The 15,552-nt window shown below is 49.2% G+C and carries 16 protein-coding genes; 4 read left to right on the forward strand and 12 right to left on the reverse strand.

The genetic code is table 11. From position 1 onward, the window contains the following. Nucleotides 1–25 precede the first annotated feature (25 nt). The 9 genes from ACO064_RS26140 to ACO064_RS26180 form a co-directional block, all read right to left on the reverse strand. On the reverse strand, nucleotides 26–469 hold the full coding sequence (locus ACO064_RS26140) for a hypothetical protein (protein WP_114405803.1): 444 nt from the start codon (nucleotides 467–469) through the stop codon (nucleotides 26–28). 44 nt (nucleotides 470–513) lie between these two features. Next, nucleotides 514–1,074: an RNA polymerase sigma factor gene (locus ACO064_RS26145; RefSeq protein WP_421830137.1), complete on the reverse strand. Its 561-nt coding sequence runs from the start codon at nucleotides 1,072–1,074 to the stop codon at nucleotides 514–516. A 93-nt stretch (nucleotides 1,075–1,167) separates the two neighbouring features. Continuing rightward, nucleotides 1,168–2,127, reverse strand: a complete 960-nt coding sequence (locus tag ACO064_RS26150; RefSeq protein ID WP_421830138.1) for a transketolase family protein — start codon at nucleotides 2,125–2,127, stop codon at nucleotides 1,168–1,170. After that, nucleotides 2,124–2,666, reverse strand: coding sequence for a hypothetical protein (locus ACO064_RS26155; protein WP_421830139.1), 543 nt, complete (start codon nucleotides 2,664–2,666; stop codon nucleotides 2,124–2,126). The genes ACO064_RS26150 and ACO064_RS26155 overlap by 4 nt, the downstream gene beginning before the upstream one ends. 2 nt (nucleotides 2,667–2,668) lie before the next feature. Next, the gene (locus ACO064_RS26160; protein WP_421830140.1) at nucleotides 2,669–3,769 is read right to left on the reverse strand and encodes an AAA family ATPase; all 1,101 of its coding nucleotides are present in this window, start codon (nucleotides 3,767–3,769) and stop codon (nucleotides 2,669–2,671) included. A gap of 2 nt (nucleotides 3,770–3,771) precedes the next feature. Then, nucleotides 3,772–4,629 (reverse strand): transketolase, encoded by an 858-nt coding sequence (locus tag ACO064_RS26165; protein WP_421830141.1) that lies wholly within the window; start codon nucleotides 4,627–4,629, stop codon nucleotides 3,772–3,774. A 73-nt stretch (nucleotides 4,630–4,702) separates the two neighbouring features. Continuing rightward, nucleotides 4,703–5,152: a thioredoxin-dependent thiol peroxidase gene (bcp, locus tag ACO064_RS26170; protein ID WP_421830142.1), complete on the reverse strand. Its 450-nt coding sequence runs from the start codon at nucleotides 5,150–5,152 to the stop codon at nucleotides 4,703–4,705. A 66-nt stretch (nucleotides 5,153–5,218) separates the two neighbouring features. Continuing rightward, a complete protein-coding gene (locus ACO064_RS26175; RefSeq protein WP_421830143.1) occupies nucleotides 5,219–7,210 on the reverse strand; it encodes a M23 family metallopeptidase in 1,992 nt (663 codons plus the stop codon). Nucleotides 7,211–7,233: 23 nt separating this feature from the next. Beyond that, nucleotides 7,234–7,845, reverse strand: coding sequence for a fumarylacetoacetate hydrolase family protein (locus tag ACO064_RS26180; RefSeq protein ID WP_138990876.1), 612 nt, complete (start codon nucleotides 7,843–7,845; stop codon nucleotides 7,234–7,236). A 149-nt stretch (nucleotides 7,846–7,994) separates the two neighbouring features. Here ACO064_RS26180 and ACO064_RS26185 point away from each other — a divergent pair, with 149 nt between their 5' ends. After that, complete coding sequence (locus ACO064_RS26185; protein ID WP_421830144.1) at nucleotides 7,995–8,813, forward strand: M48 family metallopeptidase; 819 nt, start codon at nucleotides 7,995–7,997, stop codon at nucleotides 8,811–8,813. Between the two features lie 51 nt (nucleotides 8,814–8,864). Here ACO064_RS26185 and sucC read toward each other — a convergent pair whose 3' ends face one another. After that, the gene (gene sucC, locus ACO064_RS26190; protein ID WP_138990874.1) at nucleotides 8,865–10,088 is read right to left on the reverse strand and encodes an ADP-forming succinate--CoA ligase subunit beta; all 1,224 of its coding nucleotides are present in this window, start codon (nucleotides 10,086–10,088) and stop codon (nucleotides 8,865–8,867) included. Between the two features lie 165 nt (nucleotides 10,089–10,253). Here sucC and ACO064_RS26195 point away from each other — a divergent pair, with 165 nt between their 5' ends. After that, on the forward strand, nucleotides 10,254–10,919 hold the full coding sequence (locus ACO064_RS26195; protein WP_421830145.1) for an ABC transporter ATP-binding protein: 666 nt from the start codon (nucleotides 10,254–10,256) through the stop codon (nucleotides 10,917–10,919). A gap of 300 nt (nucleotides 10,920–11,219) precedes the next feature. Here the strand turns inward: ACO064_RS26195 and ACO064_RS26200 are convergent, their stop codons facing one another. After that, nucleotides 11,220–11,918: a hypothetical protein gene (locus ACO064_RS26200; protein ID WP_421830146.1), complete on the reverse strand. Its 699-nt coding sequence runs from the start codon at nucleotides 11,916–11,918 to the stop codon at nucleotides 11,220–11,222. Nucleotides 11,919–12,093: 175 nt separating this feature from the next. Between ACO064_RS26200 and ACO064_RS26205 the strand changes: the two genes are divergently transcribed. Further along, nucleotides 12,094–13,155, forward strand: coding sequence for a PA0069 family radical SAM protein (locus ACO064_RS26205; protein ID WP_421830147.1), 1,062 nt, complete (start codon nucleotides 12,094–12,096; stop codon nucleotides 13,153–13,155). 100 nt (nucleotides 13,156–13,255) lie between these two features. Next, nucleotides 13,256–14,119 carry an alpha/beta fold hydrolase gene (locus ACO064_RS26210; protein WP_421830148.1) on the forward strand — a complete coding sequence of 288 codons (864 nt, stop codon included), beginning with the start codon at nucleotides 13,256–13,258 and terminating at the stop codon, nucleotides 14,117–14,119. A 71-nt stretch (nucleotides 14,120–14,190) separates the two neighbouring features. Here the strand turns inward: ACO064_RS26210 and ACO064_RS26215 are convergent, their stop codons facing one another. After that, nucleotides 14,191–15,531: a sigma-54-dependent transcriptional regulator gene (locus tag ACO064_RS26215; protein WP_421830149.1), complete on the reverse strand. Its 1,341-nt coding sequence runs from the start codon at nucleotides 15,529–15,531 to the stop codon at nucleotides 14,191–14,193. Nucleotides 15,532–15,552: the final 21 nt, after the last annotated feature.

The following is a 15,552-nucleotide window of genomic DNA, read 5'->3' on the forward strand; positions in this document are numbered from 1 at the left end:
GTTAAAAATAAACGATCGATCATAATCAAATGGCTGCGGTTCCGTCTTCTTCAATCAGTTGTTGGATGGATTCCGGCGAAACGTGCAATTCATGAATCAGCGTCGAATCATTGGGCATATCATGGGTTTTGATCAGGTCTGAATAATCTTCCAGATAGATATCCTGATCCTGCAAATAATCTACCACTGATTCGGTGCTCACTTTGCTCAACAGTTCGGGTTCCAGCGAATCCTGTTTTTCCGGGTACGTAAACCATACCAAAGCCGCCACAAAACCGGCCCCGGCCAGCGTAGACAGGGAGCGTTGCCACGACCAACTGATCGTGAAACGGTGTGACCGGCGGGCGGTTTCGGCCTGTATCCGGGTCGGGAGTGTATCGAAGTAGCCGTCCGGCGTCGTAAACGGCAGTTGCCGCAGCGGATTCTGCCGGTCTAATTCGTCAAGTCGTATTGGTTTTTTCGGTTCCATTGTCTTAAAGGCACAACGGTTTGACAAGCAAGCCTGTATCGGGTTTAATTCGTATTCAGATAATCTTCGATTTTTTTAACCGCCAGGTGATACGATGCTTTCAGCGCACCCACCGACGTTCCCGTAATTTCGGAAATTTCTTCATATTTCATATCATCGAAATACTTCATGTTGAAGACAAGGCGTTGTTTATCAGGTAATTTTAGCAACGCTTTTTGCAGTTTCATCTGAATTTCTTCGCCCGACGGTTCATTGCCGGAGGTCACGTAGTCGGAATTACTTTCCAGTTTTTCCATCAATTCACCTTCTACGTCGCCAATGGGCAGGAAAAACCGACGGCGTTTTTTATTCAGAAAATTCAGACATTCGTTCGTCGCAATCCGGTAAATCCAGGTATACAACTGCGAATCGCCCCGGAAGTTCTCCAGCGAATTCCAGACTTTGATAAAGGTCTCCTGCACCAGATCGTCCGCATCATCGTGGTCGATGACCATCTTCCGGATATGCCAGTAAATTTTCTGCTGGTACTGGCGCACCATCAGGTTAAAGGCATAATTCCGGCTTTGCGGATCGCGGTATTTTTGCAGGAGTTCCTCGTCAGTCATACGCTGGTTTAAAGTTTAAGGTTCAAAGGTTTAAGGTTTAAAATGTATATCGGAATTGCGTTCCGGTCTATCTTTAACCTTTATCTTCAAACTTTAAACGATTCTTCTATCCATGGCCCGTTTGGCGGCTTCAACAATTTTTTCGGCAGTCAGGCCATATTTCTGCATCAACTGATCGGGTGTTCCACTCTCTCCAAAACTGTCGTGTACGCCAATCATCTCGAGCGGGACGGGATAGTTGCGTGACAAAGCCTGGGCTACACTATCGCCCAAACCGCCGTTCAACTGGTGTTCTTCGGCCGAAACCGCACACCGGGTTTTGCGAACTGAAGCCAAAACGGCCTCTTCATCAAACGGTTTTATGGTGTGAATATTGATGATATCGGCTTCAATTCCTTCTTCGGCCAGCATTTCACCAGCTTTAATGGCTTCCCAAACGAGGTGGCCCGTCGCAAAAATGGAAACATCCGGCCCCTCGTTCAGCACAATGGCTTTCCCGATTTCGAATTTCTGATCGGCGGGGGTGAAAATCGGCACCACCGGGCGGCCAAACCGCAGGTAAACCGGACCTTCGTATTCGGCAATGGCGATGGTGGCGGCTTTGGTCTGGTTGAAGTCGCAGGGGTTGATAACGGTCATGTTCGGCAGCATTTTCATCATGCCGATATCTTCCAGAATCTGGTGCGTCGCGCCGTCTTCGCCCAGCGTCAAACCAGCATGGGAAGCACAGATCTTCACGTTTTTGTTCGAATAACAAACTGACTGCCGAATCTGGTCATATACCCGGCCCGTGGCAAAGTTGGCGAAAGTCGTAGCAAACGGAATTTTTCCACCGATGGTTAACCCCGCCGAAACGCCGATCATGTTGGCTTCCGAAATTCCGCACTGGACGTAGCGTTCCGGAAATTCCTTGATAAAGCCTTCCAGTTTAAGTGATCCGGCCAGATCGGCGGTCAGGGCGACGACGTTCGGATTGGTGCGGCCCAGTTCAAGGATGCCCGCGCCAAAACCGGAGCGGGTGTCTTTTTTTTCGGTATAGGTGTATTTCTTCATGGTCTAAGCGACTGCAATTTAGTTAAAAAGTAATTCGCACTCGGGCAGTTGGGGTGTGAAGCGGCATTTTCGATGGAGAAGCCGTTGGCTCGCATTTTCATAGCAAGCCGTGGTTTGCTACCGCTGAAGCCTTTTCGGTTTAGTTGAGCAATGGTTTTGAACGCTTCAAAATCAGCTTCGGGAAATTCAATATATACCTCCCGTCCTAATAACCTACTGAGGGACCCGGAGTCTGCTAAATACCAGTTTTCAAATTCTTTAACGGCAACGACCACCATCTGATTATCAAAAGGAAGAACACTTTGCTTAGTCACCGTAATACAAGCGTCTCTGTCTAAATCAAGAAGTGCAATGATTTTTTCAGCCCCTTTATCTAACAAGATTTCTCGGTATCTGATAAGCCGATCACCTAAGTATTGATTCTTACTCCCGGTTTCGGCGATACCAATTAATTCGATGTTTAGCGTAGCAAGAAACACTTTGAATGTATCCGTATCAAAGATGTAACTCTCGGATTCTCCTTCACAGATGAGGCCCAATTTTACCACGGTAATCCACCTCCGAGGACTTTGGATAACCAGGCTTCATCCATTGGTAAACCGTGTAAATTCATTCCTTTTATTTGCTTCGTTTGGGTTGCGCCTTCTTTTTTATCGACTAATATTATTTCGTCAGGCGTTAACTGCGATACTAGAGTTTGCGAATGGGTATTGAGCCAAATAAAATGTCCTTTTTCTTCACAAGCATATCGGCAAAGATTGACCAACTCTCTTACAACTTTTGGGTTTAAGCCATTTTCCGGTTCTTCAATGCATAAAAATTGAGGGTCTTCACTTTGGTAAATGGCAGTGAGTAAACAAAGAATGTTATATGTTCCGTCCGAAATTAAAGCTTTCGTAAAGGGTTTTATGTAATTTTTTTCGTAAATCAACAGATTATCACTTCCAGTTAATTCATCAGTACGAACTTCTATATTTGAAAAACTTGGTATAAACAATGATAACCAATCCTGAAACTCTTCATTAATAATTGGATCGCTCAGAAGCCTTCTAAGGACTTTCTCTAAATTATTTGCTGATAGTGAAAGTCTTAAACTGCTATCTCTGATTTGCTTTTCATATCTAATACTTGAGACAAAAATTCTTGAAAATTTATTGAAGAATTGTATATAATCAGATGTTACAATTTTCTCTACATTCAAAATATCTTCCTGATATTCAGATTGGTAATGAAAATTTTTTGATTTAATTAAAATGTCTTTTTCTCGGGTATTATTAATGCTAAAAACCTTTTCAGTAGGTTTTGTTAACTTACTGAAACCCTCATCGGATATAAAGGATGTAGTTTCCTTGTTGTATGTTTTTCTAAAAATACTTTCAAACGATTCAAACTGGCATGTAAATTCTATTTGTCTTTTGTCTTTACTCAGATTACGATTTAAAAAAACGTTTTCCCCTCCGAATAACTCATCCACCTCATTGTTCAAACTTTTTGAAGAAAGATTAACATACTCCAACGCTTCAAAAATATTCGACTTCCCCGATCCGTTAGGGCCGACGAATACCGTGAACGGATTGGGCTCGATGAGCTCAATCCGTTCGATGGATTTGAAATTTTCGATGACCAGGCGTTTGATCTTCATGCTCAATAATCGGCTGACCCTGCTGTGATGACGAGTTGGTTCAGGGCGGTGGCCAGTTGCTCGTCGTTGGGCGCAACACCGTGCCATTTGTGGCTTCCCATCATGAAATCGACACCGTAACCCATTTCGGTTTTCATCAGGATCAACGTAGGCACTTCGGCATCTGTCTTCGACTCTTTCAGGGTTTTGATGATGTCATTCATATCATTGCCCTGCATCTCGGTGACGTTCCAGCCGAAAGCCCGGTATTTAGCACCCAGATCCCGGTTGTTCATCACCAGATTCGTCGGCCCGTCGATTTGCTGACCGTTGAAGTCGATGATGGCCGTCAGGTTGCCGAGTTTGTGGTGTGGCGCAAACATAGCCGCTTCCCAAACCTGGCCTTCCTGCTGCTCACCGTCGCCCATCAGCACATAAACGTGTTTGTCGTCGCCGTTCAGCCGTTTGGCAAAAGCCGCTCCGCAGGCTACCGACAAACCCTGGCCCAGGGAACCGGACGCAATCCGAATACCGGGCAGGTGCTCCGCCGTGGCCGGGTGTCCCTGCAAGCGGCTGTCCAGTTTCCGGAACGTGGCCAGTTCCGAAACCGGGAAGTAACCCGAACGCGCCAGAACGCTGTAAAAAACCGGGGAGATGTGGCCGTTCGACAGGAAGAAAACGTCTTCGTCGGTGGCATTCATGTCAAAAATTGCCGCGCCCTGCTCGTCGCGTTTCAGGCGCATGACGTCGAAATACAGGGCAACCAAAAGATCGGTGCAGCCCAGCGAACCACCCGGGTGACCGGAATTGACGGCGTGTACCATCCGGACAATATCGCGCCGGACCTGCGTGGCAATGTTTTGTAATTGTTCGATTTCCATGTTCAGATAAAAGAGTTGAGACAAGAGAATAAAGACAGTGAAAGTCTCTACTCTCTTGTCTATAGTCTCACTTCTATTTTAAAATCTGCTCGGTGTGATTCTCGTTATCGACTTTGGTAATGATGTCTGAAATCACCCCGTTTTCGTCGATTACGAACGTAGTCCGGACGATGCCCATGAATTTGCGGCCATACATCGATTTTTCGTGCCATACGTCATACGCCGTCACCAGTTTTTGATCGGTATCGGCCAGCAGTGCAAACGGCAGGTTGTGTTTTTTAATAAACTTTTGGTGCGATTTTTCATCATCGACACTCACGCCAAGCACTTCATACCCCGCTTTCAAAAGGTAATGGTAATTGTCGCGGAGGTTGCAGGCTTCCGCCGTACAACCGGGCGTGTCGTCTTTGGGATAAAAATACAGAACGACTTTTTTACCCCGGAAATCCGACAGACGGACGGGGTTGCCATTCTGATCGCGGGTTTCGAAGTCGGGAGCTGCGTCGCCGATTTGGAGAGCCATAGTTTTTGGGTTTACAGTCTTCGGATTGGCAAGTAACGGCAAAAAATGCACATTGTCTGCCAAAGCTTAATTTTCCTTCTCCAACACAGCCGCTGAATCCACCATCATCGGTCGGGGGGCCGGCGGAAGCTGGGCCGTTACAGTTGTCAGATTGCCCGCCCGGTCTGTTACTTCCAGCACCAGCGTGCCTTCAAACGGCTTGGTCGGGTCGAATTTGTCGGACCAGATCAACGCGCGTTTATAGTCGTATTGCATCAGAATCCATTCGCCGTTGACCAACGCCCGGATGGTGTCCAGCCCCGATAAATCGTCCTTGACCGTGGCGACAATCGCGTTATAATCTTTGCGTAAAATCTTTACTACCGGCGGTTTTAGATCCGTCAACAATTGAAAGGTACCAAATTGACGGGCCTTGAAAATAAACCGGTTGTCTTTCCAGAAACCGCCGACGTACGACTTGCGGTTCCCGTTCACGAGATACATCTGGGTTTTTCCGGAATTTTCCAGCGGTTCGGTCGGCAAAAAATTGACCTCAAAAAAATCCTTCAACGGGATCGTTCCCTGGCTAATCGACACCCGGTTCCCGCCATGCGAAACCGCCAGATGAAGGGTATCGTAAACACTTTCGGCCGGAAAAACCACGGTAATTGCCGAATCTGTGTAAATACTGGATTTCCCCGGAAGAATCCGTTTTTTAAAATTCAGGGGCAGCACGGTTTTGCCAATCTGAACCGAATCCGGTAGATGTTTCTGTAAATCAATGACGTAGTACGCTTCATTGGCGCGGACATACTGCGAGGGGAGTTCCAGGGTGGCACCGCTCAGGTACACCTGAGCCGTCGGGGCCATCGCCGTTGGAAAATTCCGCGCCCGAATGATCAGCGTATTTTCTTCCACCGAACTGAACAGCACGGTGGGTAATTTGCTCGGGGTCAGTTTGCCAATGGCCGGATTCTCGACCTCGGGAGTGACCGTAAACCGGAGCGTGGTCGTGTGTTGGGAGCAGTCGTATAACGTAATCGTCACCTCGTGGGGTTGACCGTCAAACAGCGGTAATTTACCACGTGTCTGATCAAACCGGTACAAATCCAGCGTATTGCCATCTGCGATGTAACACCGGTGAAAACGCTGGCCTGTCAACTGCTCGATGCCGTAGTTCATGTGCAGGTTGATCAGCCGGGTTTCCTCGTTCGGGAAGTTATTCATGTTGTAGGCGAATACTTCCCGGTTATCCAACTGAATTTCAATGCAGGTCAATCCGTTTTTGAAAGGCGAACCCGAGGTGCGGTCGTGCGCCAGCACTTCCAGCCCCAGCAGACCAGAGGCCGAAATTGGTTGCGTCAACACCCAATCGCCGTTGGGCCGACGGATGGGAGTGAGGGCCAACCGACCCGCTTGCCCGTTCACGCGGGACGACGGGGTTAAAGGCTGGAGTGCAATGCGTTCGAAAAATGGCGGCAGTTCGTCTTCAATTTCCTGAAAACCAAATAATAATGGGTTGAGCAGGTTGTTTTTGTCGTCACGGATTTCAAAGTGTAAGTGCGGCCCGCCGGAGCCGCCGGTATTCCCCGACAAGGCAATAATTTCACCTTTTTTCACCGGAAACTGGTTTGGCTCCGGGCGCAGATCGATCTCAAACGACTGCTTTTTGTATTGCCCGGCCCGTAGAAACTGAGCGAGCGTATCGTTTAAGGTTTTCAAATGCCCATAAACCGTGGTCAGGCCGTTGGGATGTTTGATGAAGATGACGTGGCCATACCCACCGGTAAAAACCGCAATCCGTGAAATGTAACCGTCGGCGGCTGCATACACCTCCAGGCCTTCGCGCTGGGCCGTCCGGATGTCGATGCCGGCGTGAAAGTGATTGGGGCGAAGATCGCCTAAGCCGCCCGACAGCGAATTGGCTTCACCTGGCATGATGGGAAACAGAAAATAACCGGGTTGAACGGCCTTCAGAATGTGTTTATCGCGAATTTGACCCCAACCTGCTGCGTAAACAAACAGAAAAATGACGGAAAGGAACCATTGCACCAGCTTACTTCTCACTATTTCTACCATAATCCCTCGGCCTTGGCGATTCACTATTTGACATCAAATTCTAGCATTTTCCGATCTTCAATGTAAGCCGTCAGTTTGTCGCCGATGTGTACGGGGCCAACGCCTTTGGGGGTTCCGGTGAAGAGGATGTCGCCCTGGAGTAACATGAAATAGGTTGAAACAAAGGAAATCAGGTAATCGATCTGAAACAACATCATCGACGTGTTGCCCGCCTGCCGGGTTTCGCCGTTAACGTCGAGCCGGAAATTCAGGTTGTGCAAATCCGGGAAATCCGTTTTGGGAATAAACGTCGACATGGGCGCCGAACCGTTGAAGCCTTTGGCCAAATCCCAGGGCAACCCTTTGGCTTTCAGTTTCGATTGCAGATCGCGCGCCGTGAAATCGACCCCGATTCCGATTTCGTCGTAATAGCGGTGCGCAAACTTCTGCTCGATGTTTTTTCCCGTCCGGCTGATCCGAACCAGAATCTCCACTTCATAATGAACGTCGGTGGAAAAATCGGGATAGAAAAACGGATCGCCGGGGCGCAGAATAGCCGTCTCAGGTTTGGTGAAAATAACCGGATCTTCGGGCTGTTCGTTATTGAGCTCCTTAATGTGTTCGGCGTAATTCCGCCCGACGGCAATGATTTTCATGCGCTTTAAACTTTTTCTGCTGGCACAAATCTAAACAGGAAAGACGGCTCAACCGCAAGCTTATCAAAAAAAATGAACAAAGTGAGGCCCTCAACAGTCTCTAATAGGTAGTTTTGGCGTCTCAATATAAACACTATCATATTTCAACCATGAAAAGAGCGATAATGGCCATGTTACTGCTTGGTCTCGTCATTGCCTGTCAGAAAGTTCCGCTTACGGGCCGGAATCAACTGGTACTAATTCCGAATGCGCAAATGCTGCCGCTGAGTTTTACGAACTATAAAGAAGTACTGGACACCAGCAAGGTGGTTCGTTCCGGCGGGCAGGAAGATATGATCAAAAGGGTAGGTAGCCGGATTCAAAAAGCGGTGGAATCGTACATGGCAGCCAACAACCTCAGCGACCGCTTGAAGGGATTCCAGTGGGAATTTAACCTGATTGAAAGCCCTCAGGTGAACGCCTGGTGTATGCCGGGCGGGAAAGTGGCCTTCTATACCGGTATTCTGAAGTATACCCAAAATGAAGCCGGTGTTGCCGCCGTCATGGGCCATGAAGTATCACACGCCATTGCCGAACACGGGAATGAGCGCATGAGTGAAGGCTTGCTGGCAAATGGTCTGATGCAGGGCGGGCAGTTGGTGCTGGGATCGTTGTCGCAGAACCAGCGGAGCCAAACCAACGCACTGTTGTTGCAGGCCGTTGGAGCGGGCCTGCCGATTGCGTATCAGGTAGGCCGTGCGCTGCCCCACAGCCGGGCGCAGGAATCCGAAGCCGATAAACTGGGGCTGATTTTTATGGCGATGGCGGGCTACAATCCGCAGGAAGCGGTCAATTTCTGGGGTCGGATGGCGAAAGCCGGATCGGGTCAAAAACCGCCTGAATTCCTGTCCACTCATCCATCTGACGAGCGCCGGATTCGTGATCTGGAAAAACAGATGCCCGACGCGATGAAGTATTATAAAAGATAAAGAGGCATTTCGCGGACGGGGCCGCCCGAGCGGCCCCGTCCGCGAAATAACTTACTCACCCATATCTTCCAGCACCTGCTTCACCCGTGCCGCTGCGTCTTTCAACTGAACGGCTGAGAACACTTTCAGGCCGGATTCGTCGATGATCCGTGCGCCTTCTTCCGCATTCGTACCTTGCAGACGTACGATGATCGGCACTTTAATGTCGCCGATGGCTTTGTAAGCCTCCACAACGCCCGTCGCAACGCGGTCGCAGCGAACGATACCGCCGAAGATGTTGATCAGAATGGCTTTCACGTTCGGGTCTTTCAGAATGATCCGGAAACCGGCTTCCACCGTCTTGGCATTGGCTCCACCCCCCACATCGAGGAAGTTGGCCGGTTCGCCACCCGACAGTTTGATGATGTCCATCGTGGCCATCGCCAGACCGGCACCGTTGACCATACAGCCGACGTTACCATCCAGTTTGACGTAGTTCAGGTCATTGGCCGTGGCTTCGACTTCCAGCGGATCTTCTTCCGTAATGTCGCGAAGGTGGATCAGGTCGGGGTGACGATACAGGGCATTGTCATCCAGATTGACTTTTGCATCAACGGCCAGAATTTTGTTGTCCGACGTTTTCAAAACCGGGTTGATTTCGAACATGGACGAATCCGTTTCCGTGTAGGCTTTGTAGAGCGATCCGATGAACTTCACCATTTCCTTGAAGGCTTCACCCTGCAAACCCAGCGCGAAGGCGATGTTCCGGATCTGGAAAGGTTGCAGACCGATGGCCGGATCGACCCATTCTTTGAAGATTTTTTCGGGTGTATGTTCCGCTACCTCCTCAATGTCCATACCGCCTTCGGTGCTGGCCATGATGACGTTGCAGGCCTTTGCCCGGTCGAGCAGAATACCGATGTAATATTCTTTCGGTTCAGAAGCGCCCGGGTAGTAAACATCCTGTGCAACCAGCACTTTGTTTACTTTTTTGCCTTCAGGGCCGGTTTGGTGCGTAATCAGGACGTTACCGATCAGATTTTTCGAAATATCCCGAACATCGTCGACGGATTTGGCCAACTGAACCCCGCGTTGCTCCGAACCCCGGATTTTGCCTTTCCCGCGACCGCCGGCGTGGATCTGAGATTTGATCACTACAAACTTGGAACCGGTTTGCGCCATGATCAGCTTGGCGGCTTCGACGGCTTTTTCGGGTGATTCGGCTACGATCCCTTCCTGAACACGGACACCGTAGTTTTTTAATATCTCTTTACCCTGGTACTCGTGAATGTTCATATTGAGCGAAACAAGGAATGGTGAAAAAAAAGCTATTTTCGCGGTAAACTTAACAAATTAATCTGTTATAGTTCTGAGTTTCGGGTCGTGAGTTTCAATTTACATGTGATATGAACTTCGTTGCGCTACACCAGAAACGGTAAATCTGACATCAATCATTCTCTTATGGAACCGCTTCTGAAAGCTGTTAACCTGACTCGTTCCCACGGCGACTTGCCCGTTCTGAAAGGAATCAATTTAAGTATACAAGCTGGCGAAATTGTCTCGATTGTCGGCGCTTCCGGTGCCGGAAAAAGTACACTTCTCCACATTCTGGGTACGCTCGACCGGCCCGATTCCGGCCAGGTAACGCTGGCTGAAAAAAAAGTTTTTAGCCTGAATGAAAAGGAAATGGCCCGGTTCCGGAACGAACGAATTGGTTTTGTGTTTCAGTTTCACAACCTGCTGGCCGAATTTTCAGCCCTGGAAAATGTTTGTTTGCCGGGTTATATCGCTGGGCATGAGGATAAAAAGGTGCGGGAGCGAGCCGAAGAATTATTAAATATTCTGGGAGTAAGTGACCGGAAGCACCATTTGCCGTCTCAATTATCAGGAGGGGAACAACAACGGACGGCTGTGGCCCGGGCGTTGATCAACAACCCCGCCATAATTTTTGCCGACGAACCCAGTGGAAACCTCGATTCGCACAATGCCGAGGAACTGCACAAGCTCTTTTTTCGGCTGCGGGATGAGTTGGGACAGACATTCGTGATTGTAACGCATAACGATTTGTTGGCCAACATGGCTGACCGGAAGCTTACAATTCGCGACGGGGCCATATTGGCTGAATAATAATGAGTATTAGTACTTATTATTATTGTGATTTGTCGGTTTTTGTAAACGCCTTAATAGGTTGATAGTGAGGGTGTAATGAGGGGTAAATTGATGATGTAAAATTTTTTTAACCTTTTTGGATTTTATATTATAACTAATAGTATATATTTGCATCGAAAAGAAAAGTTTTTCATAACGTTGAGTAAATCAGAAAGCCATGAGGGAAATCCCGCATGGCTTTTTTGTTTCCGGTAAGTGATTTTACTTACTATTCAATGCTGTCAAATTTTTAGTAATCTCAATACCCGCCCGTAGCAATCACCGCTTGAATTCTTTTAATCGCTGTAAAATGGCGAAAGTTAATTCATACTCGCTGGATTGCAGGACGAACATATCATCGAAGCGGCAGAAATCCTTAAATTTTGTAAGTTCATCCCCCGACAAATCGGTAGCCCGGCCGGCCACCAGATCAAGGCGGTACGACGCCAGTTTGTGTCGACGGTCTTCCTGCATCAACACCAGCGCTTTGCGATCCGATTTGGCCCGCTTGCTGAAGGCTTCATAAAGCAGCGTAATCACCGAACCGGAAGCCACCCGGTCGAGCACCTGTTCTCCCGATACCCCGCGTTTGGCTTCCGGCTCCGCGAGCAGGATTTCGAGTTCCCGTTTGAGTTCGGCTTCCTGCTTGCCCCGCACGGTTACCTCCGCCAGTTCGATGACGTTGTCCGCCAGTTGCCGCTTGATTCGCATGATGGGCTGTTGCGTGGTTCCGTCCCACAGAAAAGCCATCCGCCCGTGCGTAGGGCTGGTGATAACCACCGAATCACCCGGTTTTACCTGGAGGTAATAATTGCCAATCTGGTTGGTGCGCCCGACGGCCAGTGAACGCTTGTTGATGACGCTGGCGTTGGTCACACCCCGGCCGGTTTCCTGGTCCAGCACTTTGCCAATAATGTACTTCGGCGTTTGGGCCAGCGACGCAACAGATATAAAAAGGAAGAAGAATAAAAGTCTCATAATCGACGGCAAGTTCGATATAATCAAAAAGGTAGGCAAAGTAAGGGGGTTATTTAAGAAAAATTAACAGGCGAAGGCGTACAAATTCTCCGTCGGGAAAATAATTTATATTTTAGTTGTATTGTATATATTTTACTTATATTATTACAAACAAAACTGCTGACGACTCAAGGCTATGAAAAACGACTATTTAAAAGGGCGCGGTGCCCAGTTCAATGCGCCTAATCGCTTTCAGGCCTTGCGGATAGAACCCGACGAAGATCAAAATGTTCCCGACGACGATTTTCCGGAACCAACCGTCCGAACGCAGTTTTATGAGGAAAATCCCAAACAGATTGTCAGTCGGCCCAATAGCCCGGACATCGGTTTTATCGCTTCCGTAAACCCATACATGGGCTGTGAACACGGCTGCATTTACTGCTATGCCCGCAATTCACACGAGTTTTGGGGCTTTTCGGCGGGGCTTGATTTCGAGAGCAAGATCATGGTCAAAAAAAACGCCCCTGTCTTGCTGGAAAAGGAATTTCTGTCGAAAAATTACCAGCCGGAAGTCATTCATTTGTCGGGAAATACCGATTGCTACCAGCCCGCCGAACGTCGGTTTCAATTGACCCGCCGGATTCTGGAATTGTGTTTGATGTACCGGAATCCGGTCAGCATCATTACGAAAAACGCGCTCATTTTGCGGGATAAAGACCTGTTGCAGCAGTTGGCGGCTCACAATCTCGTGATGGTTCTGATCACCATTACAACCCTGGATGATAAGCTTCGGATGTTGATGGAACCCCGGACGGTGACGGCCAAACGGCGGTTGCAGGTCGTGGCTGAACTCACGAAAGCCGGTATTCCGGTGGGCGTGATGACAGCGCCGATTATTCCCGGACTGACCGACCAGGAGATTCCAAAGCTGATCGAAGCGGCTGCCCGACACGGGGCGTCGTGTGCGGGATATACCATTGTGCGCCTGAATGGGGCCATTGGGCCTTTGTTTGAAGACTGGATTCGTAAAAACTACCCGGATCGGGCCGACAAGGTGCTGAATCAGATTCGCGAGTGCCACGGCGGTCAGTTGAACGATTCGCGGTTTGGGACCCGAATGTCCGGCGAGGGCAAATATGCCGAGCAGATCCGGCAGTTTCACGACATTGCGCTCCAGAAATACATCCCTAACCATGCCTTTCCGAAACTGGACACGACCCGTTTTCTTCGGAAAAGACAATTGGATTTGTTTGGCTAGGATCATTCTGAACCGACTTTTCCGTCATTTTTTGCCCACTAAAAAACCGTCTGTCGAAAGCTTACGTTAGTATGGCATAACTTTTTAATTAATCAACGTTATGAGTTACATTCAAGCTGGAACCGGTCGCAATGGCGAGCCGGTCAATCTGTTCTATCAGGACTGGGGTATGGGAAATCCCGTCGTGTTGATTCACGGCTGGCCGTTGAGCCACGAGATGTGGGAATACCAAATGACTGAATTGCCCAAACACGGTCTACGCTGCATTGCCTATGACCGCCGGGGGTTTGGCAAGTCGTCGAAACCATGGGATGGCTATGATTACGATACGTTAGCCGCCGATTTGAAGGCGGTTTTGGACGAACTGGATTTGCGGAATGTGACGCTCGTTGGTTTTTCAATGGGCGGGGGCGAAGTGGTCCGGTATCTGAGCCGGTATGGTTCCGATCGGGTTTCAAAAATTGTGCTGGTGAGTGCCGTAACGCCCTACATGCTGAAAACAGAAGACAATCCGGATGGCGTCGATCAGTCGGTGTTTGACGACATGCTGGAGAAAATGCAGGCCGACCGGGCGGACTTTTTAGCCTCGTTTGGCAAGCAGTTTTATGGCGTCAACATGCTGAATCATCCGGTAAGCGACTCGCATCTGAAATGGGATCAAACGCTGGCGTTGCTGGGATCACCCAAGGCGACGATCGAATGCGCAAAGGCCTTTTCGAGTACGGATTTCCGCTCAGATCTGGCTGCTATTACGGTTCCAACGCTCATCATTCACGGTGATGCGGATCAAACCGTACCCTTCGAATCTTCCGGTCAGAAAACGCACGAACTGATTCCACAATCGCAACTGCTGGTGTATGAAGGCGAACCGCACGGTTTGTACGTCACACAAAAAGACGAATTGAACGAAGACCTCATCTCGTTCATCACATCAAACACCCCAGTGACGGAAACGACTTATTAGTTAAGAGTTATGAGTGAAGAGTTATGAGTGAAGAATTATGAATGCGTCAGCCAACTCTTCACTCATAACTCTTAACTAATCTGGTATTCGGCTATTTTTCGGTACAACGTGGTGAGGCCGATGTTGAGAAGCCGGGCGGCTTCGGTTTTGTTGCCACTCGTGTGGTGAAGGACATGCCTGATGTGGTTTTCTTCCACTTGAGCCAGATCAAAAACCGGTCCGGTGGGCGTAAATTTCCCGGCATAGAGTAGATCGTAGGGCAGCAGTTCCGGAGTTAATTCCGGTCCATCGGCGAGGATCACCGCCCGCTCGATCACATTTTTTAGCTCCCGAATATTTCCTTTCCAATCGTGTTGCTGCAATTTTTGCTGAAAATCCGACCGGAGTAATACGTCACGTTTTCCGATTTTTAACGCACTCTGCCGGGCGAACTGCTCCGCTAAAGCCGGGATGTCGTCGCGCCGGTCGCGCAGCGAAGGCAATTCGATCCGGAACACCGACAACCGGTAATACAGATCCAGTCGAAATTGTCCGGCAGTAGCTTCCCGTTCCAGATCGCGGTTGGTGGCGGCCACAACACGCACATCCACTTTCGTCGGTTTGGTATCGCCGACCCGGATGAACTCGTGCATTTCCAGCACCCGGAGCAATTTGGCCTGCAGATCGAGGGCCATTTCGCCGATTTCGTCCAGAAAAATAGTGCCTTTACTGGCCTCCTCAAACAGCCCTTTTTTGTCGCGGGCTGCCCCGGTAAAAGAGCCGGCGCGGTGGCCAAAGAGCTCACTTTCCAGAATTTCTTTCCCGAGCGCACTGCAATTGACCGCTACGAATGCGCCAGACCGCCGGAGACTGGCCTGGTGAATCGCCTGTGCAAACACTTCTTTACCCGTGCCGGTTTCGCCGGTCAGCAACACGGTCGTATCGGTTACGGCTACTTTTCGAGCCAGGTCAACGGCCTGTTTAATGGGTTTCGATTCGCCGATAATGCTCTCAAAACCATAGCGTTTGCTGACTTTTTCTTCCAGTTGCCGAATCCGAAACTGCAACTGCGCTTTTTCGATGGCCCGGCTGACGAGTGGAATGATTCGATCGTTGTCATCACCTTTCGTAATGTAATCGAATGCCCCGTTTTTAATGGCGGTAACGCCATCAGCAATGGTGCCGAATGCAGTCAGAACAATGATTTCGGTGGCGGGATACAGTTGCCTGATCTGGGCGGTGAGGTCGATGCCGTTTTTGTCGGGCAGCTTCACGTCGCTGATCACCAGATGAATATCTTCCTGTTCCAGCACCCGAAGACCGTTGCGGGCGTTGTTGGCTTCCAGAACGTGATACCCTTCAAGGCTGAGGAGTCGGGCCAGGAGCTGGCGAAGTCGGTCTTCGTCGTCGATAATGAGAATAGTGCCTTGCATGGGGCAAAGATAGCAAAACAA

The organism is Larkinella sp. (assembly GCF_965227735.1).
Taxonomy (GTDB): Bacteria; Bacteroidota; Bacteroidia; order Cytophagales; family Spirosomataceae; genus Larkinella.

What these genes read in the sequence shown, in the direction of transcription:
- ACO064_RS26200 (WP_421830146.1), bottom strand. Translation starts at nt 11,918, where the DNA reads ATGAGACTTTTATTCTTCTTCCTTTTTATATCTGTTGCGTCGCTGGCC.
- ACO064_RS26175 (WP_421830143.1), bottom strand. Translation starts at nt 7,210, where the DNA reads ATGGTAGAAATAGTGAGAAGTAAGCTGGTGCAATGGTTCCTTTCCGTC.
- ACO064_RS26150 (WP_421830138.1), bottom strand. Translation starts at nt 2,127, where the DNA reads ATGAAGAAATACACCTATACCGAAAAAAAAGACACCCGCTCCGGTTTT.
- ACO064_RS26165 (WP_421830141.1), bottom strand. Translation starts at nt 4,629, where the DNA reads ATGGAAATCGAACAATTACAAAACATTGCCACGCAGGTCCGGCGCGAT.
- ACO064_RS26180 (WP_138990876.1), bottom strand. Translation starts at nt 7,845, where the DNA reads ATGAAAATCATTGCCGTCGGGCGGAATTACGCCGAACACATTAAGGAG.
- ACO064_RS26195 (WP_421830145.1), top strand. Translation starts at nt 10,254, where the DNA reads ATGGAACCGCTTCTGAAAGCTGTTAACCTGACTCGTTCCCACGGCGAC.
- bcp (WP_421830142.1), bottom strand. Translation starts at nt 5,152, where the DNA reads ATGGCTCTCCAAATCGGCGACGCAGCTCCCGACTTCGAAACCCGCGAT.
- ACO064_RS26185 (WP_421830144.1), top strand. Translation starts at nt 7,995, where the DNA reads ATGAAAAGAGCGATAATGGCCATGTTACTGCTTGGTCTCGTCATTGCC.
- ACO064_RS26140 (WP_114405803.1), bottom strand. Translation starts at nt 469, where the DNA reads ATGGAACCGAAAAAACCAATACGACTTGACGAATTAGACCGGCAGAAT.
- ACO064_RS26210 (WP_421830148.1), top strand. Translation starts at nt 13,256, where the DNA reads ATGAGTTACATTCAAGCTGGAACCGGTCGCAATGGCGAGCCGGTCAAT.
- sucC (WP_138990874.1), bottom strand. Translation starts at nt 10,088, where the DNA reads ATGAACATTCACGAGTACCAGGGTAAAGAGATATTAAAAAACTACGGT.
- ACO064_RS26215 (WP_421830149.1), bottom strand. Translation starts at nt 15,531, where the DNA reads ATGCAAGGCACTATTCTCATTATCGACGACGAAGACCGACTTCGCCAG.
- ACO064_RS26205 (WP_421830147.1), top strand. Translation starts at nt 12,094, where the DNA reads ATGAAAAACGACTATTTAAAAGGGCGCGGTGCCCAGTTCAATGCGCCT.
- ACO064_RS26145 (WP_421830137.1), bottom strand. Translation starts at nt 1,074, where the DNA reads ATGACTGACGAGGAACTCCTGCAAAAATACCGCGATCCGCAAAGCCGG.
- ACO064_RS26160 (WP_421830140.1), bottom strand. Translation starts at nt 3,769, where the DNA reads ATGAAGATCAAACGCCTGGTCATCGAAAATTTCAAATCCATCGAACGG.